The sequence below is a fragment of the Nonomuraea sp. NPDC002799 genome (genome assembly GCF_053592075.1).
In genome coordinates this window covers 92,459-114,556 of sequence record NZ_JBSFVA010000033.1, presented here as the reverse complement: position 1 = coordinate 114,556, position 22,098 = coordinate 92,459, and the positions used below count along the sequence as shown (strand labels likewise).

General features: G+C 71.3%; 21 protein-coding genes. 14 read left to right on the top strand and 7 right to left on the bottom strand.

Going from position 1 to position 22,098, the window contains the following annotated elements; genetic code table 11:
• Positions 1–115 precede the first annotated feature (115 nt).
• A complete protein-coding gene (locus ACWD0F_RS40465; protein ID WP_449886314.1) occupies positions 116–403 on the bottom strand; it encodes a Fe-S cluster assembly protein HesB in 288 nt (95 codons plus the stop codon).
• 130 nt (positions 404–533) lie between these two features.
• Between ACWD0F_RS40465 and fxlM the strand changes: the two genes are divergently transcribed.
• The 3 genes from fxlM to ACWD0F_RS40450 all read left to right on the top strand — a co-directional run bounded on the left by fxlM (position 534) and on the right by ACWD0F_RS40450 (position 3,391).
• Positions 534–1,679 carry a methyltransferase, FxLD system gene (fxlM, locus tag ACWD0F_RS40460; protein ID WP_449886311.1) on the top strand — a complete coding sequence of 382 codons (1,146 nt, stop codon included), beginning with the start codon at positions 534–536 and terminating at the stop codon, positions 1,677–1,679.
• Positions 1,680–1,801: 122 nt separating this feature from the next.
• Positions 1,802–2,344 carry a DUF4142 domain-containing protein gene (locus tag ACWD0F_RS40455; protein ID WP_449886308.1) on the top strand — a complete coding sequence of 181 codons (543 nt, stop codon included), beginning with the start codon at positions 1,802–1,804 and terminating at the stop codon, positions 2,342–2,344.
• Between the two features lie 135 nt (positions 2,345–2,479).
• Positions 2,480–3,391 (top strand): DUF2382 domain-containing protein, encoded by a 912-nt coding sequence (locus tag ACWD0F_RS40450; RefSeq protein ID WP_449886305.1) that lies wholly within the window; start codon positions 2,480–2,482, stop codon positions 3,389–3,391.
• Between the two features lie 309 nt (positions 3,392–3,700).
• On the opposite strand, the gene ACWD0F_RS40445 is transcribed toward ACWD0F_RS40450, so the two are convergent.
• Positions 3,701–5,377 (bottom strand): exo-alpha-sialidase, encoded by a 1,677-nt coding sequence (locus ACWD0F_RS40445; RefSeq protein ID WP_449886303.1) that lies wholly within the window; start codon positions 5,375–5,377, stop codon positions 3,701–3,703.
• 246 nt (positions 5,378–5,623) lie between these two features.
• Here ACWD0F_RS40445 and ACWD0F_RS40440 point away from each other — a divergent pair, with 246 nt between their 5' ends.
• From ACWD0F_RS40440 to ACWD0F_RS40415, 6 genes are all read left to right on the top strand, one after another.
• Positions 5,624–6,520, top strand: coding sequence for a hypothetical protein (locus ACWD0F_RS40440; protein ID WP_449886300.1), 897 nt, complete (start codon positions 5,624–5,626; stop codon positions 6,518–6,520).
• Positions 6,521–6,588: 68 nt separating this feature from the next.
• Complete coding sequence (locus tag ACWD0F_RS40435) at positions 6,589–6,843, top strand: hypothetical protein (protein ID WP_449886297.1); 255 nt, start codon at positions 6,589–6,591, stop codon at positions 6,841–6,843.
• Positions 6,844–6,907: 64 nt separating this feature from the next.
• Positions 6,908–8,308, top strand: coding sequence for an FAD-binding oxidoreductase (locus tag ACWD0F_RS40430; protein WP_449886294.1), 1,401 nt, complete (start codon positions 6,908–6,910; stop codon positions 8,306–8,308).
• 83 nt (positions 8,309–8,391) lie between these two features.
• On the top strand, positions 8,392–9,969 hold the full coding sequence (locus tag ACWD0F_RS40425) for an MFS transporter (RefSeq protein WP_449886292.1): 1,578 nt from the start codon (positions 8,392–8,394) through the stop codon (positions 9,967–9,969).
• Between the two features lie 27 nt (positions 9,970–9,996).
• Positions 9,997–11,136 carry an FAD-dependent monooxygenase gene (locus tag ACWD0F_RS40420; RefSeq protein WP_449886291.1) on the top strand — a complete coding sequence of 380 codons (1,140 nt, stop codon included), beginning with the start codon at positions 9,997–9,999 and terminating at the stop codon, positions 11,134–11,136.
• 231 nt (positions 11,137–11,367) lie between these two features.
• On the top strand, positions 11,368–12,399 hold the full coding sequence (locus ACWD0F_RS40415; RefSeq protein ID WP_449886288.1) for a fatty acid desaturase family protein: 1,032 nt from the start codon (positions 11,368–11,370) through the stop codon (positions 12,397–12,399).
• Here ACWD0F_RS40415 and ACWD0F_RS40410 read toward each other — a convergent pair.
• Positions 12,389–12,679 carry a hypothetical protein gene (locus ACWD0F_RS40410; RefSeq protein ID WP_449886286.1) on the bottom strand — a complete coding sequence of 97 codons (291 nt, stop codon included), beginning with the start codon at positions 12,677–12,679 and terminating at the stop codon, positions 12,389–12,391. The two genes, ACWD0F_RS40415 and ACWD0F_RS40410, sit on opposite strands and share 11 nt — an antisense overlap.
• A 73-nt stretch (positions 12,680–12,752) precedes the next feature.
• On the opposite strand from ACWD0F_RS40410, the gene ACWD0F_RS40405 reads away from it, so the two are divergent.
• The gene (locus ACWD0F_RS40405; RefSeq protein ID WP_449886283.1) at positions 12,753–13,361 is read left to right on the top strand and encodes a copper resistance CopC family protein; all 609 of its coding nucleotides are present in this window, start codon (positions 12,753–12,755) and stop codon (positions 13,359–13,361) included.
• Positions 13,351–14,343, top strand: coding sequence for a hypothetical protein (locus ACWD0F_RS40400; RefSeq protein WP_449886280.1), 993 nt, complete (start codon positions 13,351–13,353; stop codon positions 14,341–14,343). The genes ACWD0F_RS40405 and ACWD0F_RS40400 overlap by 11 nt, the downstream gene beginning before the upstream one ends.
• A 21-nt stretch (positions 14,344–14,364) precedes the next feature.
• On the opposite strand, the gene ACWD0F_RS40395 is transcribed toward ACWD0F_RS40400, so the two are convergent.
• Positions 14,365–15,525 (bottom strand): cation:proton antiporter, encoded by a 1,161-nt coding sequence (locus tag ACWD0F_RS40395; RefSeq protein ID WP_449886277.1) that lies wholly within the window; start codon positions 15,523–15,525, stop codon positions 14,365–14,367.
• A gap of 6 nt (positions 15,526–15,531) precedes the next feature.
• Positions 15,532–15,933, bottom strand: coding sequence for a cation:proton antiporter regulatory subunit (locus ACWD0F_RS40390; protein ID WP_449886275.1), 402 nt, complete (start codon positions 15,931–15,933; stop codon positions 15,532–15,534).
• Between the two features lie 306 nt (positions 15,934–16,239).
• On the opposite strand from ACWD0F_RS40390, the gene ACWD0F_RS40385 reads away from it, so the two are divergent.
• The 3 genes from ACWD0F_RS40385 (at position 16,240) to ACWD0F_RS40375 (ending at position 18,506) form a co-directional block, all read left to right on the top strand.
• A complete protein-coding gene (locus ACWD0F_RS40385) occupies positions 16,240–16,884 on the top strand; it encodes a response regulator transcription factor (protein WP_449886272.1) in 645 nt (214 codons plus the stop codon).
• 93 nt (positions 16,885–16,977) lie between these two features.
• On the top strand, positions 16,978–17,397 hold the full coding sequence (locus ACWD0F_RS40380) for an ATP-binding protein (protein WP_449886269.1): 420 nt from the start codon (positions 16,978–16,980) through the stop codon (positions 17,395–17,397).
• 41 nt (positions 17,398–17,438) lie between these two features.
• Positions 17,439–18,506 carry a PAS domain-containing sensor histidine kinase gene (locus ACWD0F_RS40375; protein ID WP_449886266.1) on the top strand — a complete coding sequence of 356 codons (1,068 nt, stop codon included), beginning with the start codon at positions 17,439–17,441 and terminating at the stop codon, positions 18,504–18,506.
• Here the strand turns inward: ACWD0F_RS40375 and ACWD0F_RS40370 are convergent.
• Positions 18,501–19,697: an acetate/propionate family kinase gene (locus ACWD0F_RS40370; protein WP_449886264.1), complete on the bottom strand. Its 1,197-nt coding sequence runs from the start codon at positions 19,695–19,697 to the stop codon at positions 18,501–18,503. The genes ACWD0F_RS40375 and ACWD0F_RS40370 overlap by 6 nt on opposite strands.
• Positions 19,673–21,976, bottom strand: coding sequence for a phosphoketolase family protein (locus ACWD0F_RS40365; protein WP_449886261.1), 2,304 nt, complete (start codon positions 21,974–21,976; stop codon positions 19,673–19,675). Before ACWD0F_RS40365 ends, ACWD0F_RS40370 begins: the two co-directional genes overlap by 25 nt.
• Between the last annotated feature and the right edge of the window lie 122 nt (positions 21,977–22,098).

Here is a 22,098-nt window from a genome sequence, read left to right as displayed (position 1 = left end):
GGGGCGGGGCGACCAGAGGTTTCCGCTCCTCCGCTACCTGAACATGCTTCCGGCGGGGTGCGCGGCGGCCCGCGGGGCCGGCCCCGGTCGGGGCGCGGGCCGCGGCGGCACGGCGTCAGGCGTTCTTCTCGGTGACCAGGAACGACACGCTTCCCTGATCGTCGGCTCCCGCGTCCAGAGCCTTGTCGTCCAGAGCGGTGGCGGCCACCGGGTCCAGGTAGACCCGGGCCCCCTCGGCCTCGACCACGGCGTCCGCCGGTTCGGGTTCGGTGGCCAGCGAAAGGGTGAGCGAACCCGCGCCCTCCCCCTGAGACGAGATGCGAATCCCGCTCTGGGTGGGCTCGGGCGCCGCCGCAGTCAGATCACGGATCGCCTGGGCTGCGTTGGCTGTCAGGGTGAGCACTACTGCTCCTCCTCACGGTCGACGTACAGGAGCTTCCTGCCCTGCCCCTCGGTTTGCGGCCTAACCCTCCTTGGCCGTTTCTTTGCCTGAGGGCTCTCGGACGATCCCGCCCGCGTGGACAATGGGGCCCATGGACTTCGCGCCGCAAAGGGAAGCCATGGTGGCGCTGCTCCGCCGGCGTCAGAAGGTCAGCGACGCGGTGGCTGCGGCGTTCCTCGCGGTGCCACGTCACCTCTTCCTGCCCGGGGTCGACCCGGACGACGCCTACCGCGACGAGCCCATCGTCACCAAACGTGACGCCGACGGCCGGCCGATCAGCTCCTCCTCCCAGCCCGCCATCATGGCCACCATGCTCGACCAGCTCGCCGTGGCCCCCGGGCACCGGGTGCTGGAGATCGGCGCGGGCACCGGCTACAACGCGGCGCTGCTGGCCCACCTCACGGGCCCCGAGGGCCGGGTGGTCAGCATCGACATCGACGACGACATCGCCACGCGGGCCAGACGGCTCCTGTCCGACGCAGGAAAGCCCCAGGTGGAGGTCGTCTGCGCCGACGGCGCGCTGGGACTGCCCGGCGCCGCCCCCTACGACCGGCTGATCGCCACGGTGGGCGTGTGGGACCTGGCGCCCGCCTGGCTGGCCCAGCTCGGTCCCGGCGGGCGGCTGGTGGTGCCGCTCGACCTGCGCGGCGTGCAGGTCTCCGTGGCCATGGAGCGCGAGGGCGGGCACTGGGCCAGCCGGTCGGCGGCGCCGTGCGGGTTCATGCGGATGCGCGGGCCGTTCGCCGGGACCGAGGCCGTCACGGTGTTGCGCCGCGATCCCGAGCTCACTCTGGCGCTGCCCGAGCCGCGCGTGCTCGGCGACGTGCTCGCCGCCCTCGACGCCGAGCCCACCGAGATCGTGACCGAGGTGGCGCATCGGCCGGAGGCGGCCCACTCCGACATGAGCGTCGCGCTGTGGCTGGCGCTGCACGAGCCCCGCTGGTGCGCGGTGATCGGCAAGCTCGGGCCTGACACCGGCTACGGCATGAGCGCCGGGCTCGCCGAGGGCGACGGCATCGCGCTGCTGGTGGTGGTGGAGGGCTCGTTCGCCGTCCGCGGCCACGGGGCCGGCGGCGCCCGGCTGGCGGCCGAGCTGGCCGGTCACGTCGCGGCATGGGACGAGGCCGGCCGCCCAGGGGCGGAGACGCTGCGGGTGGAGGCGTATGAGGGGCCGGTCCCCGGTGACCGGACGGTCATCCGCAAACGCCACGTCAACCTGGCGCTGAGCTTCGGCTAGACCGCCGCCGCTCCGGAGGGACGACACCGGCGAAACGCGCTCGGAGGGCCGAATGCCGGGTGCGGGGCCTGCTGGCGATTACTGTCGGTAGTCAAACAATACCACCATGTCAGAGGTAACTCATGCGCACTCGTCTGACCATGTCGCTGGCGGCCGTAGCCGTCGCCGCCCTCGCCGGATGCCAAGCGGACGTGCCGCCGAACACCGCGGGCCTGGCGCCCCAGACCGACACACAACCATCCGAGCAGGACCGGACCTGGATGCGGACCATTCACCAGGGCAACCTGACCGAGGTGCAGGCCGGCCGGCTGGCGGTGGGCAAGGGCACCACGAAGCAGGTCAAGTCGATCGGCAAGATGCTCCTCGACGACCACACGGCGCTCGACACCAAGGTCACCCAGGCGGCCTCGCAGATGGGGGTCGAACTGCCCACCTCGACGACGGCCAAGCAGCGCGCGGAGCTCGTGCGGATGCAGGACGCGTCCGGCCAGGACTTCGACCACGACTTCGTCGCCGCCATGACCAAGGAGCACAAGGCCGCGCTGGCCGCCACCAAGAAGGAGGTCGCGCAAGGCTCCTCCCCGGCGGTGGTGGCCCTGGCCAAGGCCGCCGAGCCGGCGCTGCAGAAGCATCTGACCGCACTCCAGCAAGGTCACGGCGAGTGACCGTTCGATGACCATCCTGGGGGCGGAGGATGAAAGAGGGGAAAAACTGCCCAGACCGGGTGTGGGAATGAGACGATTTGGGGTATTTGTCCTGTTTGAACCCAGGACGAACGCATCGGGGGGATCGTCGTGGCCATGCAAACAGAGATCCGTAACCTGCTCGACTGCCATGTGGTCGGGTCGGACGGACAGTCGGTCGGCAAGGTGGGCCAGGTCTACCTCAACGATCGTACGGGCGAGCCGGAGTGGGTCACGGTACGCACGGGGTTCTTCGGAATGAAGCAGACCTTCGTGCCGCTGACCAACGCCCGCCGCTCGAACGAGGAGATCCGGGTCCCCTTCGACAAGGAAATGATCAAGGGAGCGCCCAATATCGACGTGGACGACCGCCTCTCCCTGGAGGAGGAGGCCGACCTCTACCGCTACTACGGCATGCAGCCGTCGAGCATCCCGCAACAGCGGGCCGGCGAGCAGCGGAAGTCGCCGATCGCGGGGGAGGCGACCGGGCGGCAGGCCGCAGGAGGTCGTGCGGAGGACACCCGCAGGGCCGTGCCCGGCGACCGGCGTGTCGACCCGGCCATGTCCGGCCGCGACCGCGACATGGGCCAGTCCGACCGTGACTTCGACATGACGCGCTCGGAGGAGCAGCTCCACATCGGCAAGGAGCGCAGGGAGACGGGCCGTGTCCGCCTGCACAAGTACGTCGACACCGAGAACGTCAGCCAGCGGGTCCCGGTCATGCACGAGGAGGTCGTGATCGAGCGCGAGGTCATCCGCGACGGGGAGACCGGCGGCGTGTACGAGATCCACGAGGAGGAGCGGGACATCCGGCTCTACGAGGAGCACCCGGTCGTCGGCAAGGAGACCAAGCCCGTCGAGCGCATCCACGTCCACAAGGAGAGCGTGCAGGGCGAGGAGACCGTGCAGGGCCAGGTCCGCAAGGAGCGGCTGGAGATCGACGAGGAGGGGTCCGGCAAGAAGGGATCATCCAAGCCGGAGGACGAGCTGCGCCGCCGGCGCGACAAGGACTTCCCCGGCGACCGGTGAGGCCGGCGGAGTGAGACCGTGGAGTGAGGTCTCGCGCGGGGGCGCTCATCTGCGCCCTCGCGCTCAAAGATGCATAATGTGCGGCCGGGCGCTCAAAAATGCGCTCTATGTGCCCGAGCACTCAAAGGTGCTATAAGCACCCCCGTGCTGAAAAGTGCGCTATATGCGCACTGCGAAAACTCATCGGTGCGCTACCTGCGCGCCGCAGAAGCTATCGGCACATTGTGGGAAGGCCCGGCGCCTTTATGTTGATATTTCCGGATCGCCGCCGGTTTCGCGCATACAGAGCGGCCGGAACGGCCGGTCCGCTCACTTTCCGGAGTAAAGCTCCACCTCGTTGAGCACACCGCATGAACCCCGCCCGACCTCGGCATCGCACGGTCCTGCGGCCTCGGTGACGATCTTCACGTGCCGCCCCGTGACCCCCACGTCGGAATAACGCAGCGCGTAATCCGTCCGCCCGCTGACCCGCACCACCGGCGCGCCCCACGAGCGCCCGTCGCGCGACACATGAACCCGCGCGTTCGCCGCATGCCCCGGCCGCAGACTGAGCCCTATCGAATGGATCGGATATTGCCGGTCCAGGTGCAGCACGAATTGTCCCGGCCCACGGCCAATGGCACTCGACCAGTACGCGGTGCTGCCGTCGAAGGCCGCCTGCGGCCGCGTCCGGGCGCGGCCGGTCCAGCGCATGGTCGTGGAGACCCGAAGCTCGCCACGCCGATGCAGGGCCGCCAGGTCCAGCCGGCCGGGGCGCGGCGTGGCGACGTCGAAGAGCCGCCGCTTGACCGCGTACCAGCCCCCTTGCTCGAAGAGCCCGTGCGCGGGGCACGCCGTCTCGTTCAGCAGCCCGTCGGGACGTGCCCCGGGCAGCTTGCAGTTGTCGAAGACCTGGATCAGCCGGTGCGGTCCGACGGCGGCCAGCCCGGTGTAGCCCGACGAGCCGTGCGTGTCCCACATCCCGTCGCGGTTGTGGTAGGTCACCCGGGGCTCCAGCCACGAGTCGCCGAGCCCGTCGGGGGAGACGGCCAGCCAGTTGTCCGGCCGCCCCGCGCTCAGCACGAGCACCCCGCCGGGCGTCAGCAGCAGCCGCGGCGCCACCCCGCGCACCACGCAGTCCAGGCCGGTGAAGCGCAGCCCGGTGACCGGTGACCAGGTGTGGCCGCCGTCGGCGGAGCGGCTCTGGTGCAGCGTCGAGTACGGCCCTCCGTCGCGCCGCAGCACCGCCAGCAGGCTCCCGTCCGCCGTCTGCTCGACGGCCGCCTCGTTGTAGACGAACCCGCCGGCGGGGCCGGCGATCACGCCGCGCCGGGCGAACGTCCGGCCGCCGTCCGCGCTGGCGTACACCTCGGCCTGGGAGGTCCCCGTGTCGCTGTAGCCGGCGTACACCGTGATGAGGATCGTGCCGTCGGCGAGCTGGATCGGCAGTCCGTGCGCGGCCCCGCCGGGCAGCAGGTCGCCGGGCGTGGTCAGGGTCGACTCCGAGCGCAGCCAGCTCTCGCCGGCGTCCGGCGACGACGAGGTGAGCACCCCCAGCCGCGCCGTGTGCGGGCCGGTCCTCGTCAGGTAGTACTCCGTGGCGAAGAAGCGGCCGTCGAGCAGCTCGATGGGGGACTCGCGCAGCGGCGTGGCGCCGCCAGGGCCGAAGGTCGCCCCGCCGTCCCCGGAGAAGGCGCTGTCGCTGGTGAGGGTGGCCACCTCGTCCACGTTCGTGGTGTAGGTGACGACCACTTTCCGGCCGAAGACGGACACGTTCGGAAATCCGGCGAAGTCGAGCCGCTCGGACTCCGACGGCTCCACCCCGGCGGGCGGCGGATTCGGATGAATCCAGTCTAGTGAGGAATCAGTATCGATCAGGTAAGACGCGGACTGCTGGGAGTGCTCTGGTAGCACACAGTAACCACTCTCCGCCCCGGTCGCCCCGATGTACGCAGGCGGCGCGGCGGCCACGCACATGGCCACGACCATGGCTTTGGGGACCGGCACCGGCTCGCTCCTCGCCTGATTTCCCGTATCACGCAACCGTACGGACCTTAGATCATTCACTCGCCGTAACGCGGTATTCACCTGCGGGAAGTCTTCGGCCTGCCGCGCGGCGCGGTGCCGCGGCCGGGTAAACATGCCCGATCCGTTAAGTGGGAGTTGACAGAAAACGCCTCCCTGACGACCCTGAGGGCGGCACAATTAAGTGTGAATTTACGAAGTGGTCCAAGGGTCAGGAGGTGGCCCCACATGAGCATCGAGCCCAGAGCCAAAATCGCGCCAGAGCGCGTGCTACCCGGCCCGGTGCCCGTGGCGCCGGAGACGGAAGCCCAGCGGCGCGTGGTGCAGCGGATCTGCGCCAGAGTCGCGCCGGGCGGCATCGACATCGGCGTCGGCGAGGTGCCCCCCGGCGGCCTGCAGGTGTGGATCGACACTCCGGTGCCGATCACCGAGCAGGAGTCCTGGGTGCTCCACCATCGCATGGCGCGTGAAGTGGCGCTGGTCGGCTGGCACTGTGAGGCCGACGCCGATCGCCTGCTGATCCTCGGCTGGAGCGCCGCGTGCCTGCACAACCGCGTACGCCTGCTGCAGAGCGGGCTGCGCCGGCTGTCCGGCTTCGAGCACACCGCCCAGCGAGCCGTCCAGCTCGATGGGCGTGATCCAGGCGAGCAGCCTCCCGCCCAGGTGGTGGCGGGCGTCTGCGCGTCGATCGAGCGGCGGCTGCGCTGGCCCGAGCGGCTGGCCGAGCTCGACGGGTTCGAGCGCAGCTCGAGCCTGCCGCACCTGCAACTGCTCCTCGCCCAGGTCACCGGGCTGGAGTCCAAGGTCGCGGCGGCCTGCGAGGAGCATCTCATCATGGCGCGGGTGCTCGCGCGGGCCGTCTGCGAGCAGTACGCGCAGCACTCCGACCTGTCCCGCGCGCAGCGGGACGTGCTGGCGGACGCGCGCCGGTGGGTGCACGCCAGCTCCATGATCCGCGGCTCGGCCACCGCACGGCCGAGTTTCCCCGGCGGCGGCCGTCCCCACATGGGCCTGGCCGAGCGCCGCATCGCGGCGAGCGTCATCAACCACGGCGTGCCGCGGGCCATCCCCGCGGCCGTCACTCCCCGGGCCGAACACCTCGGTCACGAGGAGGGCGCGCGCTGACCCCGAGCCGCTCAACGGCGAGCACTCGCCCGGAAAACCCACCCGAGTCCGGTAGGAGACCTCCCGTCATGCGAACCCCCCCGCATCCGCCCGTCCGCTCCATGCGCGAACCCCGAGACACCGAGACACCGCGAGCCCGCCGGCACCCCTACGGCCTGCACGAGGTCCCCGTGCAGGCGGCGCCGCGCGGCACCCTCGACTTCCCCCGCACCGACCTCGCCGACGAGCCCGACGTCTACGTCGAGCAGCGGCTGCTCGGCATCAGGGAGATGTCCAACCAGGCCATCGGCTCCATCGACGACCTGCTCCAGCACACGGTCTGACGTGTGCCTCAGCGGCCCCCAACCGGGAGCCGATAGAGCGATATCTCACCCTTTGAGGAGAGTCATGCAGGGACTATCGCGGCTGGAGCTGAAGTCGCGTGACGTCGGGGGCCACCAACCACGCTCCATCGCCGGCATCGAGAAGCCGCGCACCCTCGACGAGGTACGGGCTCTGGTCCGTCGCGCCATGGCGGCCCGCAGCCGCCTCTATCCGATCAGCACCGGCAGGAACTGGGGGATGGGCTCCTCCATGCCGGTCACCGAGGACAACGTGGTCGTCGACCTCAGCGGCATGAACCGCGTCCGCAGCCTCGACCTGGAGGCCGGCTACGCGGTCATCGAGCCGGGAGTGACGCAGGCGCAACTCGCCGACGTGCTGCGCGAGACCCCGTGGATGCTGAACGTTACCGCCTCCTGCGCCGACACCTCCGTGATCGGCAACGCGCTCGACCGCGGCGACGGTTGCGTCCGCTCCCGGGTGCACGACGTGGCCGGGATCGAGGCCGTGCTCGCCGACGGCAGCGTGATCACCACCGGCGGGCTCGACCCCGCAGGGCGCTACCACGGCCGGGTCGCCGGACCGGACCTGACGCCCGCGTTCATCCAGCACAACCTGGGCGTCGTCACCGCCATGGCCGTGTCGCTGGTGCCGCGCCCGCAGACCATCGGGCTCGTGCACGGGCGGATGCACCGGGACCAGGTCGGCGTCGCGCTCGGCGCGATCACCGGCTTCCTGCGCCGCGGCAACCCGGCCGAGGGGTTGCTGCGCGTACGCGAGCTGGCGCTCACGCCCGCTGACGGCGACTGGTTCCTGCCGCCGGGGGCCGACCCTGGCCTGTTCACCGTGCTCGGGCCGCTGATGGGCACCGACGCCACGGTCGAGCTGGCCGAGGAGCTGCTGCGCAAGGCGCTGGTCGAGGTCGAGGGCGCCGAGGCGCTGCGCGTCGTGGACGCGGCCGAGGTCGCCCCCGACGACCCGCTCTACCCCAGGGCGCTCATGTCCCAGGGCATCCCCACCTGCCGCGGCGTGCACAACGCGCTCGGCCTGACCTCCTGCGACCAGATCGACGAGGGCCCGATCGGCTTCCTGGCGCTGCTGCCGCTGATGCCGATGCACGCACGAAGGACCGACCATCTCCTGACCGCCCTGCAGACGGCCGTGGACGCGCACGGCACCGCCCTCATGGTGGAGTGGAACCTCGTCAGCACGCACATGGCCAACGGCGTCATCCAGATCTTCTTCGAACGCGGCGCGGCCGACGCGCCCTACCGCGCGCACCAGCTCCGCAACGACGGCAACTGCCTGTTGCGCGGGCACGGCTGCGCCATCTACCGCTCCGACATCGACCACGCCGCCGCCGACGTCTGGTCCGAGACCAGCACCGCCAGCCTCGGCATGCTGCACAGGCTCAAGACGGCGCTCGACCCGGACGGCCTGCTGTCGCCCGGCCGCTACGGCGCCTGACACCACCATCCTGCTCCGCCGCCCGCACCGCCGGAGGCTGCCCGCGGACGGAGTTCGCTCCAAGGCTTCAAGGAGGTGACCTCGTGCGTACGTCACCAGCGCGGGGGACGAGCACGGCCGGCGGAGACCGACGCCACGGCGTGATGCTGCGGCTGGTCGGCGCCGGCGTGATGTTGACGGTGATGGCCGACACCACGGCCACCACGCTCGCTGTCGGAATGTTGCGTTACACGCCGGCGGGTGCCGGCATGCCGCTCGGCGACCTGGTCTGGCTGACCAGCGCGGCTTTCATCCCGATCGCCGCCCTGCTGGCCACCGCCGGCCGCTGGGCCGACCTGTTCGGCCGGCGGCGGGTGCTGGCCGTCGGGCTCGTGATCTTCACCCTGGGCGCCATCGCCGCCGTCACCGTCGATTCCTGGTCGTACGTGCTGGCCGCACGGGCGGTCCAGGGCGCGGGAGCCGCGGCGATGATCCCGGCCAGCCTCGGACTGCTGCTCGGGGAGCTGCCGGAGTCGCAGCGGCGCGGCGCCATCGCGCTGTGGAGCTCCGCCTCCGGGCTCGGCTGCCTGCTCATGCAGGCGGGCGGCGGCTGGCTGGCCGCCGCCGTGGGCTGGCGGTCGTTGTTCGTCCCCGACGTCGTGATGGGCGTCCTGCTCCTGATCGCCTGCGTCGGCCTGCCATCGGGCAGGCGCGCCGCCACGGGCAGGGGCGTGCCGGACGTGCTCGGCGCCTGGTTGCTGGCCGCGGGCATCGCGGTCATCGTCCTGGCCATCTCCAAGGCCATGGCCTGGGGCATGGACGTGGTGTGGCTGGCGCTCGCGGCGCTGGCCCTGCTGGGCGGCGCGCTCGCGCAGGCCAGGCATCACCGCCTGCCCGCCATCGACCTGGCCCTGTGGCGGCGGCCCCGGTTCGTCTGGGGCTGGCTGGCCACCTGGGGCTTCGGCGCGTTGTCGTACGGGCTGCTGACCGTGCAGCCGCTGTACCTGCTCCACCTGGGCTATCCCATGCTCGAAGTGGCCATGTGGCTGACACCCACCTCGGTCGCCGTCGTCGTGACGAGTTTCCTGGCCGGGCGCATCGTCAAGCGCGTCGGCGCGTACGGGCTGATCTACGCCGGGTCGCTGCTCTGCGGCGGCGCCTGCGTGATCGTCCTGACGCAGGCCGGGCCCACCGTGTGGGGCCTGGTGGCCAGCGTCGTGGTCGGCGTCGGGGTCGGCGCGCTCGCGCCGGGCACCTCCGTCGCCACCACCCTCGCCGCCCGTCCCCAGCAGTACGCCTCCGCCGTCGGCGCGGCCACCATGGCGCGCATGGTCGGCGGGGCCGTCGGCGTCGCGGTCGTGTCGGTCGTCATCGACCACCCGTTCATGACCGGCCCCTTCGCCGGTCTGGCGGGCGCGCTCGCGATGTGCGTGGCCATCTCGGTGCTCATCGGAGCGCTGGCCCTGACCAAGATCACCCGGCTGCGGACCGATCCGGGCGACGTCATGATCAAGGTGCCACGCCGGATGTTGCTGGAGTTGCGCATGACCCTCGCCACCGTCGCGGCGGAGGCGGACGCGCTGCTGCCTGTCGAGACCCGCACTCCCCCCATGGAACACATCCCGCGCCAGCGGGCGGCCGAACCCGGACCGCTCGCCGGCACCCGCGGGACCACGCACTGACCTCGAACCACCGAAAGGGCTCTCGTCATGGCAACCACATCCTGCGACGTAGCCATCGTCGGCGCCGGGCTCGGCGGCTGCTTCCTGGCCTTACTGCTGGGCCGCCGCGGCCGGCACGTCGTCGTCATCGAGCAGGGACCCTCCGTGCCCAGCGCGGGCGCCGACTTCCTCAAGCCCCCGGGCCTCCGGGTGCTCGCCCGGCACGGACTGGCGGACCTCGTCGAACGCCATGGCCTCAGACGCGACGTCATCCGCTACTACCACGACGGCGACCCCATCCAGGAGTGCCGCTTCCCCGACGGGGGCTTCCTCATCCGCCCCTACCGGGAGCTGGTCGAGCTCATCTACACGAGTTGCGCGATGGAGGGCGTCGAGTTCCGCTTCGACGCCAGCATCGACGACATCACCCTCGGCGAGGGCCGGGTCGAGGAGCTGACGCTCTCCGACGGGCACCGGCTGCGGGCGGGCGTCGTGATCGGCGCGGACGGCACCAAGTCCGCCGTACGGCAGGCGCTCGACGTCGAGCAGCGCACGATGCCGTACGAGCGGCTGCTGATGCGCGTGGCCACCGTGCCGCTGAGCACCAGCGTCGCCCAGCTCAACCGGCTCTACTTCAGCTCCGAAGGCTGGTTCGCCTACCTCTACCCGATCAACAGGGACCAGGCCAGGGTCTTCGTCGGCCTGCCGCCCGAGGACGACAAGGAGATCTTCCAGGACGGCATCCCCGCGCTGCTCGACAAGCTGAAGCGGTTCGTCACCGACAGCTCCGACGCCTTCAACTTCCTCCAGCCCGCCACCTGGCAGCGGATGAAGGTCTCCTCGATGCGGGTGGCGGCCTACCACAAGGGCAACGCCGCGCTCCTCGGTTCGGCCGCCTTCGCCTGCCATCCGATGACCGGCATGGGCATGAGCTACACGCTGCACGACGCCGAGATCCTGGCCGAGGTCATCTGCGCGGCCGACGGCGACGAGGAGCTGCTCGACCGGCTGCTCCACGCCCGCTACGAGCCCCGCAGGCACGCCCACATGGAGCTCATCGACTACGGGGACGCCCTGGCCGCCACCTTCCGCGACCGGGACGCCTACCTCACGGCCTTCCGGCCCGACCTGCACATCTACGGCGAACCCGCAGCGCCGGCGGTGCTGCCGGCCCTGCAGCCCATCTGAGTCCGTCCGAGCCGGTGCCCCCGCCGCCCGCCGTTCCACCTGGTGAGGTCGTCCAGTGCCACGCTGAGTGCGATGGGCGCGCCCGATCCCAGGCGGCGGGGTCGCCGTTCACCCGGTAGGGCCAGCACTACCGTCAGGACGGGTGACAGCGGGGGTCCGCGGGTCCCTCTTCTTTCGCGATGCTGATGACTGATCACGTACGCCTCGGCAGCATCGGAGAGAGATGTGACTGTGCTGGAGACTTCCCGCGTCCGCCCGGGAGAGCGGGGGAGCGACTTCGCGAGGTTGTCGCGCCGCGTCGCCCGCGCCGGGCTGCTGGACAAGCGGCCCTGGTACTACGCGGCCAGGATCGGCATGGTCACGGCGCTGTTCGCCGGGAGCTGGGCGGTGTTCGCCATGGTCGGCGACTCCTGGTGGCAGCTTCCGGTCGCGGCGCTGCTGGCCGTGGCCTTCGCCCAGGTCACGCTGCTGGCCCACGATTTGGCGCACGGCCAGATCTCCCGGTCCCGGCGCACCAGCAGGATGGCCGGGCTGCTGGCGGGCAACCTGGCCGTCGGGCTCAGCTACGGCTGGTGGATGGACAAGCACACCCGCCACCACGCCAACCCCAACCACGAGGACCACGACCCCGACGTCTCGCCGGACATCCTGCTCTGGTCGCAGAAGCAGGCCGAGGCCAGCCGGGGGCTGCCGCGCCTCATCGGCCGCTGGCAGGCGTTCCTGTTCTTCCCGCTGCTCACGCTCGAAGGTCTCAACCTGAAGGTGTCGGGCTTCCGCGCGCTGCGCCGGAAGTCGCTCAAGGGCAGGAAGGTCGAGGGGCTGCTGCTGAGCGCGCACGTCCTGGCCTACGCCGGCGCGATCTTCCTGGTGCTGCCGCCCGGCATGGCGCTGATCTTCCTCGCCGTCCACCAGGCCTGCTACGGCGTCTACCTGGGTTGCACGTTCGCGCCCAACCACAAGGGCATGCCCGTGCTCACCGCGCAGGACGAGCTGGACTTCCTCCGCCGCCAGGTCCTGACCTCCAGGAACGTCCGGGGCGGCCGGGTCGTCAACGTCGCGCTCGGCGGCCTGAACTACCAGATCGAGCACCACCTGTTCCCCAGCATGCCCAGCGCGAATTTGCGCAGGGCTCAGCCCATCGTCCGCGAGTACTGCCGCGAGATCGGCGTGGACTACGTCGAGTGCGGCCTGTTCGCGTCATGGGGTCAGGCGCTGCGCCACCTGCACGAGGCGGGCCGCCCGCTGCGCCGCGTCAGGACGTGACGACGAGCTCCAGCCCGTGGATGTCCTCCCGGACCTCGTGACCCGCCTCGACCAGCACGATGCGCAGCGCGAGCTGGACCGCGGCGCGGACGGTCGCGTACTTGACGAGCTGGTCGGCCGAGGTGCCCCAGGTGACGACCACACCGCGGGTGGGATCGTGCCAGACCCCGAGCCCTCCGTCGGCCGACATCAGCGTGGGCTCGACGGTGAATCCCGCGTCGGTTAACTCCCGCCGGACCAACTGCTCCAGGTCCGCGCCGGCGCTGCAGGCGGTGTCCATCCTTATCCGCTGCCCCGGCACGCGCGTCATGAACCTGCGGGACCGCCACCTTGGTGTGTAAGGATGGTCCACCATGGCGTTCCTGCTCAGGCACATCCGCGCGGCGGTGCTCGCCTGTGTCCTTTCCCTGGCGGTTCTCCCAGCTTTCCTGATGGTTCAGGCGTCGCCGGCCTATGCCCACGACACGCTCAAGAGCAGTACGCCCGCCAAGGACGCGGACGTGTCCTCCGTCGAGGAGATCGAGCTTGAGTACAGCGCCGGGGTCAAGTTCCCGTTCGTCGTGCTGCACGACGCCGCGGGCAAGGAGATCCCGCTCGGCAAGCCGCGGCTGGACGGGCCGAAGGTGCGCACCGGCCTCGCGCGGCCGCTCACGCCGGGCCGGTACACGATCGGCTGGCGGGTCGTGTCCTCGGACGGCCATCCGATCGAGGGCGAAATCCCGTTCAGCGTGAAAGGATCGGCCTCGCCATCGGCTTCGTCTTCGCCCGCCGGTGCGGGTCCCGCCACGGGCGAGGCGCCCTCGCCGGGCGCGTCGCAGGCGGCCGGCGAGCGGCCCGCGGTGTCGGCGGGCGTTCCCGGCTGGATCTGGGGCGGGCTGGCGGTGCTAGTCGTGCTGGGCGCGTTCGTTCTGCTCAGGACCGCGCGCCGCGGCCCAGATCGGGAGGACGTGGATGCGGGTTGAGCAGGCCAGACAGGTCGCGCGGGAGTGGGTACGCAAGGAGGGCGCCGGCCTCGCCGGGTTCGACGGGGCCTTCCTGACCGGATCCGCGCTGTGGGCGGAGCCGGGCGCGGAGCTGGCCCCGACGTCCGACGTGGACGTCATGGTGATCGCCGACCCGCCCGTCCACCTCGGGAAGTTCCTCTACGAGGGGGTGCTGCTCGAAGTCTCGGGCCTGGCCGAGCTGGGCTCCACGCACGAGGTGCTGAGCGACTACCACCTGGCCTCCAACCTCCACCTCCCGGGCGTGCTCGCCGATCCCACGGGGCGGCTGACCGAGACGCAGCGGGTCGTGGCGCGCGACTTCGCCGAGCGCCCGTGGATCCTGGCCCGGTGCACGAACGCCATGGACCGGGTACGCGGCTTCATCAACGGCATGGACGAGTCCGCGCCGCTGCCCGACCAGGTCGGCTCGTGGTTGTTCGGCACCGGGGTGACCACGCACGTGCTGCTGGTGGCCGGGCTGCGCAACCCCACCGTGCGGCGCCGGTACGCCGACGTCCGCGACCTGCTCACCGCCCACGGGCGGCAGGACTTCCACGAGAGCCTGCTCGGCCTGCTGGGCTGCGCCGACTTCAGCGCCGCGCGGGTGGAGCGGCACCTGGCGGCGCTGGAGCGGGTCTACGACGCGGCGGCCGCCGTGCGGGTGCCCTCCTACCGCTTCGACTCCGACGTCACCCCGCTCGCGCGGCCGATCGCCATCGACGGCAGCAGGGAGCTCATCAGGGAGGGGCTGCATCGGGAGACGGTCTTCTGGATCGCGGCGACGTACTCCAGGTCCCTGGCCAAGCTGGCGGCGGCGGAGGAGGTCTCCGGGCACGAGGACGGGTTCCTGGAGTTGCTGGCCGACCTGGGGGTGGCGACGTTCGCCGACCGCCGGCGGAGCGGCGACCGGGTCCTGGCGGCGCTCCCCGGCGTGTGGCAGACGGCCATGGCCCTGTGTTGACCGGGTGCTGACGGGGCCGGGTCAGGCCCGCTTGGCGATGGCCGTGATCAGCGGCTGCACCAGCTTGGCCGCCAGCGGGCCGAACGCCGCGAGGATGAGGACGTACGCCGCGGCCAGCGCCCCCAGGTCCGGATGGGCGCCCGCGCCCACCGCCAGACCGGCGATCACGATGTTGAACTCGCCGCGCGGGATGAGCGCGATGCCCGCCCGCGCCTGACCGGCCTTGGCGATGCCCGCCCGCCGGGCCGCGTACGCGCCCGTGACGAGCTTGGTGATCATGCTGACCACCGCCAGCAGCGCCGCCAGCCCCGCCACCGGGAGGATCTTCGCCGGATCGGTCTGGAAGCCGAAGAAGACGAAGAACACCGCCGCGAACAGGTCGCGCAGCGGCGCGAGCAGCGCCTGCGCGTCCTCGGCGAGCTGGCCGGAGAGCGCGATCCCGACGAGGAACGCGCCGACCGCCGCCGACACCTGGAGCTGCTGCGCCAGGCCGGCCACCAGCAGGGCCAGGCCGACGACCTTGAGCAGGAGCACCTCGTTGTTCGGGCTGGAGACGAACGCCTCGATGAAGCGCCCGAACTTCAGCGCCACCACCAGCACCACGCTCACGGTCAGCAGCGCGATGCCGACCGAGATCGCGCCGCTCACCAGGCTCAGCCCGGCCAGCATGGTGGTCAGGACCGGCAGGTAGATCGCCATCGTCAGGTCTTCGAACACCAGCAGCGACAGGACCGTCGGCGTCTCCCTGTTGCCGATCCATCCCAGGTCCGACAGCACCTTGGCGGTGATCCCCGAGGAGGTGGCGTAGGTGACGCCCGCCATGGCCACGGCCGCCACGGGACCCCAGCCGAGAAGTAACGCGCAGATGGCGCCCGGCGCGGCGTTGAGCACCAGGTCGACGATGCCCGCGCGGGCGTTCTTCGTCAGGCTGGTCACCAGTTCGTCGGCGTTGTACTCCAGGCCGAGTGTCAGCAGCAGCAGCACGACGCCCAGCTCCGCGCCGACGGAGATGAACTCCTCGCTGGTCGCCAGGGGCAGCACCCCGCCCGTCCCGAACGCCAGACCGGCGATCAGGTAGAGCGGGATGGGGGAGATGCCGCCACGCAACGCCAGAGCGCCCAGTATTCCCAGACCAAGCAGTACAGCACCGAACTCGAGAAAGAGGATCGCGGTTTCGTGCACCCGCGGTTACCCGTTCGCCAGGATGTCGGCCACTTCCGCGGTGCTGTCCTCGCTGCCCACCACGACCACCACGTCACCCGAGCCGAAGACGAACTCGGGGCCGGGGCTGGCGAACACCTGCCCGCCGCGGACCACCGCGACGATGGAGGCGCTCGTACGGGTCCGCACCCGCGCGTCTCCCATGGGCCGGCCCGTGTAGGGGCTGTCGGCCGGGATGACCAGTTGCACGCTGACCAGGCCCTCGACCTGCTCGTGCAACTGGTTGAGCCGCTGCACGATGCGAGGAGCGCCCAGCAGCTCGGCCAGGGCGTCGGCCTCCTCGTCGTTGAGCTTGACCGTCTGGCAGACCGCGTCCGGGTCCTCCAGGTCGTAGATCACCAGATCACGGCGGCCGGTGCGATGTGACACGACGCCTACGCGCTGACCTTTGCGGGTGGTGAAATCATGTTTCAACCCGATTCCCGGCAGCGCTGTTTGTTCGACCTCCACCTATCCCACCCGTTCAGATCTGAACATTTCCTGACAACCTTACCAATTTATGACTATGCCCGGTTTTCGGCTGACTGGCGTCGGCCGGGCGCGGGCCCTGCTGGGGCGGTCTGTGCGAGACTGTTCGTGACGCCCGGCGAACAGTCCGTGAGGGCGAGATCGACAGTCCCTAGCACGGCGAGACCGACAGTCCGGATGCAGGCGAGACCGAAGGAACATCGCGCCATGCCGTCTCCCCCCTCGATCAGGCTGGTGCTCGTGGAGGACCACGCGATGGTCGCCGAAGCCATCGGCCTGGCGCTCGGCCGGGCGCCGGGCATCGAGGTCGTGGCCCAGGCCGGCTCGATCGCCGCCGCCGTCGCCGACACCGGCAAATGCCAGCCCGACGTCGTGGTGCTCGACCGCCACCTGCCCGACGGCGACGGCATCGCGGCCATCGGGCGGCTCGCCGCCGCCGCGCCCAGGACCCGCGTGCTGGTCCTGACCGGTGAGGCGACCGCGTCCGTGGCGGCCAGGGTGGTGGAGGCCGGCGGCGCCGGGCTGGTGGTGAAGTCGTCCCGGCTGGGGGAGCTGGAGTCGGCGGTGCGGGAGGTGGCGGCCGGCGGGGTGGTGTTCGCCCCCGGGCTGCTGCCCGGCGTGCTCGACCGGCTGACCGGCCGCGTGGGCCACCTCGGGTCCGCGCTGACCGCCCGCGAGCGTGAGACGCTGCTGCTCCTGGCCGAGGGGGCGAGCACCCTGGAGATCGGCGCGCGTCTCGGCGTGGCCCGCAACACCGCGCGCAACCACGTTCAGCACGTGCTGGAGAAGCTGGGTGCCCGGTCAAAGCTGGAAGCGGTGGCCGTGGCGCGCCGGGAAGGGCTGCTGGATTGATGCAGATGCACCAGATATATCCCGCAGCCGTACCAGACCACTTGGGACGGCTGCGTCTCGTGATCGGCCGCCGACCTCCCCGACAGTAGAGGGGTGGGCAGTAAGGGGGCGGGGTCGCACCAGGTGGACACCCATCTGCCGGAGGAGATGGGCAGCATCACGCTGGCCCGCGACATCACCCGCCAGGCACTGGAGAAGTGCGGCTACCAGGGACGTCACGAGGACGTCCTGCTCGTCGTGTCGGAGCTGGTGACCAACGCGCTCGTGCACGGCGAAGGCTCACCCTGGCTGCGCGTCGCCGGCGACCCGTCACGGGTACGGATCGAGGTGGGCGACACCGGCACCCTGCTGCCCCAGCCCCGCGAGCCCGGCCCGTCCAGCGGCTGGGGCATGCACGTGGTGCGGATGCTCTCCACCCACTGGGGCACCGCTCCCGCCGAGGGCGGGAAGACGGTGTGGTGCGAGCTGGCCGCCAGCCTCGCGCCGCTCCAGGCTCGCCCCTTCGACGCCTGACCCCGGTTTCGGAGTTTCTCCGGTCCGTGAAAGGCTGCGGTATGCCCGAGCATGACCGCCCCCTGGAGGACATGAGGCTGCTCGTTCAGAGCATCCGTGACTACGCCATCTTCATGCTCGATCCGCACGGCAGGATCGTGAGCTGGAACGTCGGCGCGCAGCGCATCAAGGGTTACACCGCCGACGACATCATCGGCACCCACTTCTCCGCCTTCTACCCGCCCGAGGACGTCGCGGCCGGCAAGCCCGCCATGGAGCTGAAGGTGGCCGCCGCCGAGGGGCAGTGGGAGGAGGAGGGCTGGCGGGTGCGCAAGGACGGCACCAGGTTCTGGGCCAGCGTGGTCATCACCGCCCTGTACGGCGAGGACGGCCGCCTGCGCGGCTTCGGCAAGGTGACGCGTGACCTGACCGAGCGGCGCAGCCTCTCCAGGGCGCTGGACGAACGCGGCCAGCTCCTCACCCACCTGGTGCAGGCCCAGGAGCGCGAGCGCCGCCGGATCGCCTCCGACGTGCACGACGACACCATCCAGTCCATGATCTCCGTCGGCATGCGCTTACGGCTGCTGGAGAACGACCTCCCCGAGGAGTACGCCGCCGCCGTCCGCGACCTCGACGCCGCCGTGGAGGAGGCCGTCGTCCGCCTGCGCGACCTCGCCTTCCGGCTGCGCCCGCCCGCCGGGGGCCTGGCCGAGGGGCTGACCGCCTACCTGGAGCAGACCATGGACGGGCTGACCTGGGCGCTGGAGGACCGGCTGGACGGCGAGCCGCCGGCCGAGACCACGATCACCGTCTTCCGCGTCTGCCAGGAGGCCCTGGCGAACGTGCGCAAGCACGCCAGGGCCGGCGCCGTCACCGTGGAGCTGGCCGCGCTCGACCGGGGCGTGCACGTCCGGGTGCGCGACGACGGCATCGGCCTGCCCATCGCCGGCGACGGGCAGGCCGGGCACTTCGGGCTCATCGAGATGCGCGAGCGGGCCGAGGCGGCGGGCGGCTGGTGGTCCGTCCGTGGCGCGCCCGGCGCGGGCACGACCGTGGAGTTCTGGGTGCCCGCCGTCTCGCGCGACCAGCCGCGCGGTGTGCACGACCAGGGGCGGAGTGAGTTGTCATGAGCCGCCGCCGAGCAGCTCCAGCGTCTGGCGGGCGATCTCCCACTCCTCGTCGGTGGGGATGACGAGCACGGCCACCTCGGCGCCCTGGGGCGAGACCGCGCGCTCTCCGGTCCGCTCGGCCCGGTTGAGCTCCGGGTCCACGGTGACGCCGAGGCGGTCGAGCCCGGCCAGGGACTCGGCGCGGGTGGCCGCGTCGTGCTCGCCGACGCCGCCGGTGAAGACGATCGCGTCCAGGCGGCCGAGCAGCGCGTAGTAGGCGCCGACGTACTTGCGCACGCGCCGGGTGTAGATCCGCAGGGCCAGGAGGGCGTCGTCGTCGCCATCGCCGTCGCCGCGTTCGCGTACCTCGCGCATGTCGAGCGTCCCGGCCAGCGCCAGCAGGCCGCTGCGGCGGCTGAGGTCGTCCTCCACCCGCCGGGCGTCCAGCCCGGCCACCCGCGCGAGGTAGCCGCCGAGCGCCGGGTCGGCGTCGCCGGATCGGGTGCCCATGACCAGGCCCTCCAGCGGCGTCATGCCCATGGAGGTGTCGACGCTGCGCCCGCCGGACATCGCGGTCGCGCTGGCGCCGTTGCCCAGGTGCAGCACGACGAGGTCGAGCTCCTGGGGGTCGCGGCCGAGGAAGGCGGCGGCGCGGCGGGAGACGTAGGCGCACGAGGTGCCGTGGAAGCCGAACCGCCGCACGCCCAGGCGCTCACGCCAGTCGCGGGGCACCGCGTAGGTGTACGCCTCCGGCGGCAGCGTGAGCTGGAACGCCGTGTCGAACACCGCCACCTGCGGCACTCCGGGAAACGCCGCGCGGGCGATCCTGATGCCCGCGAGGTTGACCGGGTTGTGCAGCGGGGCGAGCGCCGACAACTCCTCGATGGCGGTGATCACGCCGTCGTCGACGAGCACGGCCTCGGTGAACCGGTCGCCGCCGTGCACGACCCGGTGACCGACCGCGACCGGGCTCAGCTCCGGCCCCGCCGCCCGGAACGCCTCCATGGCCGCCTCCAGCGCCTCGGCGTGGTCGCGGAAGTGAGCCTTGCGCACGTACGGCGGCCCGTCGCCCGCGTGGTGGGTGAGCCGGCCTCCCTCCTCGCCGATGCGCTCGACGAGACCCCTGGCCGGGCGCTCGCCGGTGTCGGTGGCGACGAGCTCGTACTTGATCGAGGAGGAGCCCGTGTTCAGGACGAGAATGCGGCCGGCCATGTCCACGTCCTGATCTCCGCCGGGTCCTCGCCGTGGTCGCGCGTGTAGGCGCGGGCCCGCAGCCGTTCGTCGCTCATGCGCTGGCGCAGGTGCGCCTGGGTCGCCCCGAGCCCCGGGACGCGGTCGATGACGTCGAGCACCAGGTGGAAGCGGTCGATGTCGTTGAGCATGCACATGTCGAACGGCGTCGTCGTGGTGCCCTCCTCCTTGTAGCCGCGCACGTGGATGTCGGCGTGGTTGTGGCGGCGGTAGGTGAGCCGGTGGATGAGCGAGGGGTAGCCGTGGAAGTTGAAGATGACCGGCTTGTCCCGGGTGAAGAGCGTGTCGAACTCGGTGTCGGGCATGCCGTGCGGATGCTCGGACGGCGGCTGGAGCCGCATGAGGTCCACCACGTTGACGACCCGGACCCTCAGCTCCGGCAGGTGCTCGCGCAGCAGCGCGGCGGCGGCCAGCGTCTCCAGGGTCGGGACGTCGCCGGCGCAGGCCAGCACCACGTCGGGCTCCGCGCCCGCGTCGGTGGAGGCCCAGGGCAGGATGCCGAGGCCGCGCGTGTTGTGCGCGATCGCCTCCTCCATGGTGAACAGGTCGAGCACGGGCTGCTTGCCGGCCACGATGACGTTCACGTAGTCGCGCGAGCGCAGGCAGTGGTCGCCGACGGAGAGCAGCGTGTTGGCGTCCGGCGGCAGGTACACCCGCACCACGGAGGCCTTCTTGTTCACGACCACGTCCAGGAAGCCCGGATCCTGGTGGCTGAAGCCGTTGTGGTCCTGCCGCCACACGTGCGACGACAGCAGGTACGTCAACGACGCCACCGGCCGCCGCCAGGAGATCTTCTGCGCGGACTGCAGCCACTTGGCGTGCTGGTTGAACATGGCGTCCACGATGTGGATGAACGCCTCGTAGCAGTTGAACAGCCCGTGCCGCCCCGTCAGCAGATAGCCCTCCAGCCAGCCCTGGCACAGGTGCTCGCTCAGCACCTCCATGACCCGCCCGCCGCGCGCGAGGTTCTCGTCCGTCGGCAGCGTCTCGGCGTTCCACGCCCGGTCGGTGACCTCGAACACCTCCGACAGGCGGTTGGAGTCGGTCTCGTCGGGCCCCATGAGCCGGAACGTCCGGGGATTCTCCGCGATCACGTCGCGCAGGAACCCGCCGAGCACCCGCGTCGGCTCGGTCGACTGCGTGGCGGGCGACTTGACCTCCACCGCGAGCCGGCGGAAGTCCGGCAGCCGCAGCGGCACCAGCAGCTCGCCGCCGTTGGCGTGCGGGTTGGCGCTCATCCGGCGCTCCCCGCGCGGCACCGTCTCCAGGATCTCCCCGACCGGCCGCCCGTCCCCGTCGAACAACTCCTCGGGCCGGTACGAGCGCATCCACTCCTCCAGCATGGCCAGGTGGGAGGGGTTGTCGCGCACCGCCGACAGCGGCACCTGGTGGGCCCGCCAGGTGCCCTCGACCGGCTTGCCGTCCACCTCGCGCGGCCCCGTCCAGCCCTTCGGCGTGCGCAGGACGATCATCGGCAGCCGGTCGGCGTCGCCGGCCTTGTAGGCGGCCATCTCGTCGAAGACCGTGTCCAGGGTGGTCGCCATCTGCTCGTGGTCGGGGCCGACCACGTGGGGGCGGTAGCCGTACCCCTCGATGAGCTTGACCAGCTCCGCCTCGGGGATGCGGGCGAGCACGGTCGGGTTGGCGATCTTGTAGCCGTTGAGGTGCAGGATCGGCAGCACGATCCCGTCGCGGCGGCGGTCGAGGAACTTGTTGGAGTGCCAGCTCGCGGCGAGCGGGCCCGACTCGGCCTCCCCGTCGCCGATGACGCAGGCCACGACCAGGTCCGGGTTGTCGAACGCGGCGCCGTAGGCGTGCGCGAGCGAGTAGCCCAGCTCGCCGCCCTCGTGGATCGAGCCCGGCGTCTCCGGGGCGACGTGGCTCGGGATCCCGCCGGGGAAGGAGAACTGGCGGAACAGCCGCCGCATGCCCTGGGCGTCCCGCGAGACGTCCGGATAGCGCTCCGACCAGGAGCCCTCCAGCCAGGCGTGCGCCACGGCCGCCGGGCCGCCGTGCCCGGGGCCCGCGATGTAGATCATGTCCTGGTCGCGCTCGGTGATCATCCGGTTGAGGTGGGCGAAGCAGAAGTTCAGACCCGGGGTCGTGCCCCAGTGGCCGAGCAGGCGCGGCTTGATGTGCTCCGGCCGCAACGGCTCCGTCAGCAGCGGATTGTCCAGCAGATAGATCTGCCCGACGGCCAGATAGTTCGCCGCCCGCCAGTACGCGTCAATAGAGTCCATGCTTCTGCTGATTCCCCCCAGCGCATCCCGAACCCCCATATCGCTGGATAAGGTGCCGAACATGGGGATGCGGTGCCGCGTACGGGAGGGTCGTCCCGCACACCGCGCGCGGGCACGCCGCC

What these genes read in the sequence shown, in the direction of transcription:
- fxlM (WP_449886311.1), top strand. Translation starts at nt 534, where the DNA reads ATGGACTTCGCGCCGCAAAGGGAAGCCATGGTGGCGCTGCTCCGCCGG.
- ACWD0F_RS40455 (WP_449886308.1), top strand. Translation starts at nt 1,802, where the DNA reads ATGCGCACTCGTCTGACCATGTCGCTGGCGGCCGTAGCCGTCGCCGCC.
- ACWD0F_RS40450 (WP_449886305.1), top strand. Translation starts at nt 2,480, where the DNA reads ATGCAAACAGAGATCCGTAACCTGCTCGACTGCCATGTGGTCGGGTCG.
- ACWD0F_RS40440 (WP_449886300.1), top strand. Translation starts at nt 5,624, where the DNA reads ATGAGCATCGAGCCCAGAGCCAAAATCGCGCCAGAGCGCGTGCTACCC.
- ACWD0F_RS40435 (WP_449886297.1), top strand. Translation starts at nt 6,589, where the DNA reads ATGCGAACCCCCCCGCATCCGCCCGTCCGCTCCATGCGCGAACCCCGA.
- ACWD0F_RS40430 (WP_449886294.1), top strand. Translation starts at nt 6,908, where the DNA reads ATGCAGGGACTATCGCGGCTGGAGCTGAAGTCGCGTGACGTCGGGGGC.
- ACWD0F_RS40420 (WP_449886291.1), top strand. Translation starts at nt 9,997, where the DNA reads ATGGCAACCACATCCTGCGACGTAGCCATCGTCGGCGCCGGGCTCGGC.
- ACWD0F_RS40410 (WP_449886286.1), bottom strand. Translation starts at nt 12,679, where the DNA reads ATGGACACCGCCTGCAGCGCCGGCGCGGACCTGGAGCAGTTGGTCCGG.
- ACWD0F_RS40405 (WP_449886283.1), top strand. Translation starts at nt 12,753, where the DNA reads ATGGCGTTCCTGCTCAGGCACATCCGCGCGGCGGTGCTCGCCTGTGTC.
- ACWD0F_RS40400 (WP_449886280.1), top strand. Translation starts at nt 13,351, where the DNA reads ATGCGGGTTGAGCAGGCCAGACAGGTCGCGCGGGAGTGGGTACGCAAG.
- ACWD0F_RS40385 (WP_449886272.1), top strand. Translation starts at nt 16,240, where the DNA reads ATGCCGTCTCCCCCCTCGATCAGGCTGGTGCTCGTGGAGGACCACGCG.
- ACWD0F_RS40375 (WP_449886266.1), top strand. Translation starts at nt 17,439, where the DNA reads ATGCCCGAGCATGACCGCCCCCTGGAGGACATGAGGCTGCTCGTTCAG.
- ACWD0F_RS40370 (WP_449886264.1), bottom strand. Translation starts at nt 19,697, where the DNA reads ATGGCCGGCCGCATTCTCGTCCTGAACACGGGCTCCTCCTCGATCAAG.
- ACWD0F_RS40365 (WP_449886261.1), bottom strand. Translation starts at nt 21,976, where the DNA reads ATGGACTCTATTGACGCGTACTGGCGGGCGGCGAACTATCTGGCCGTC.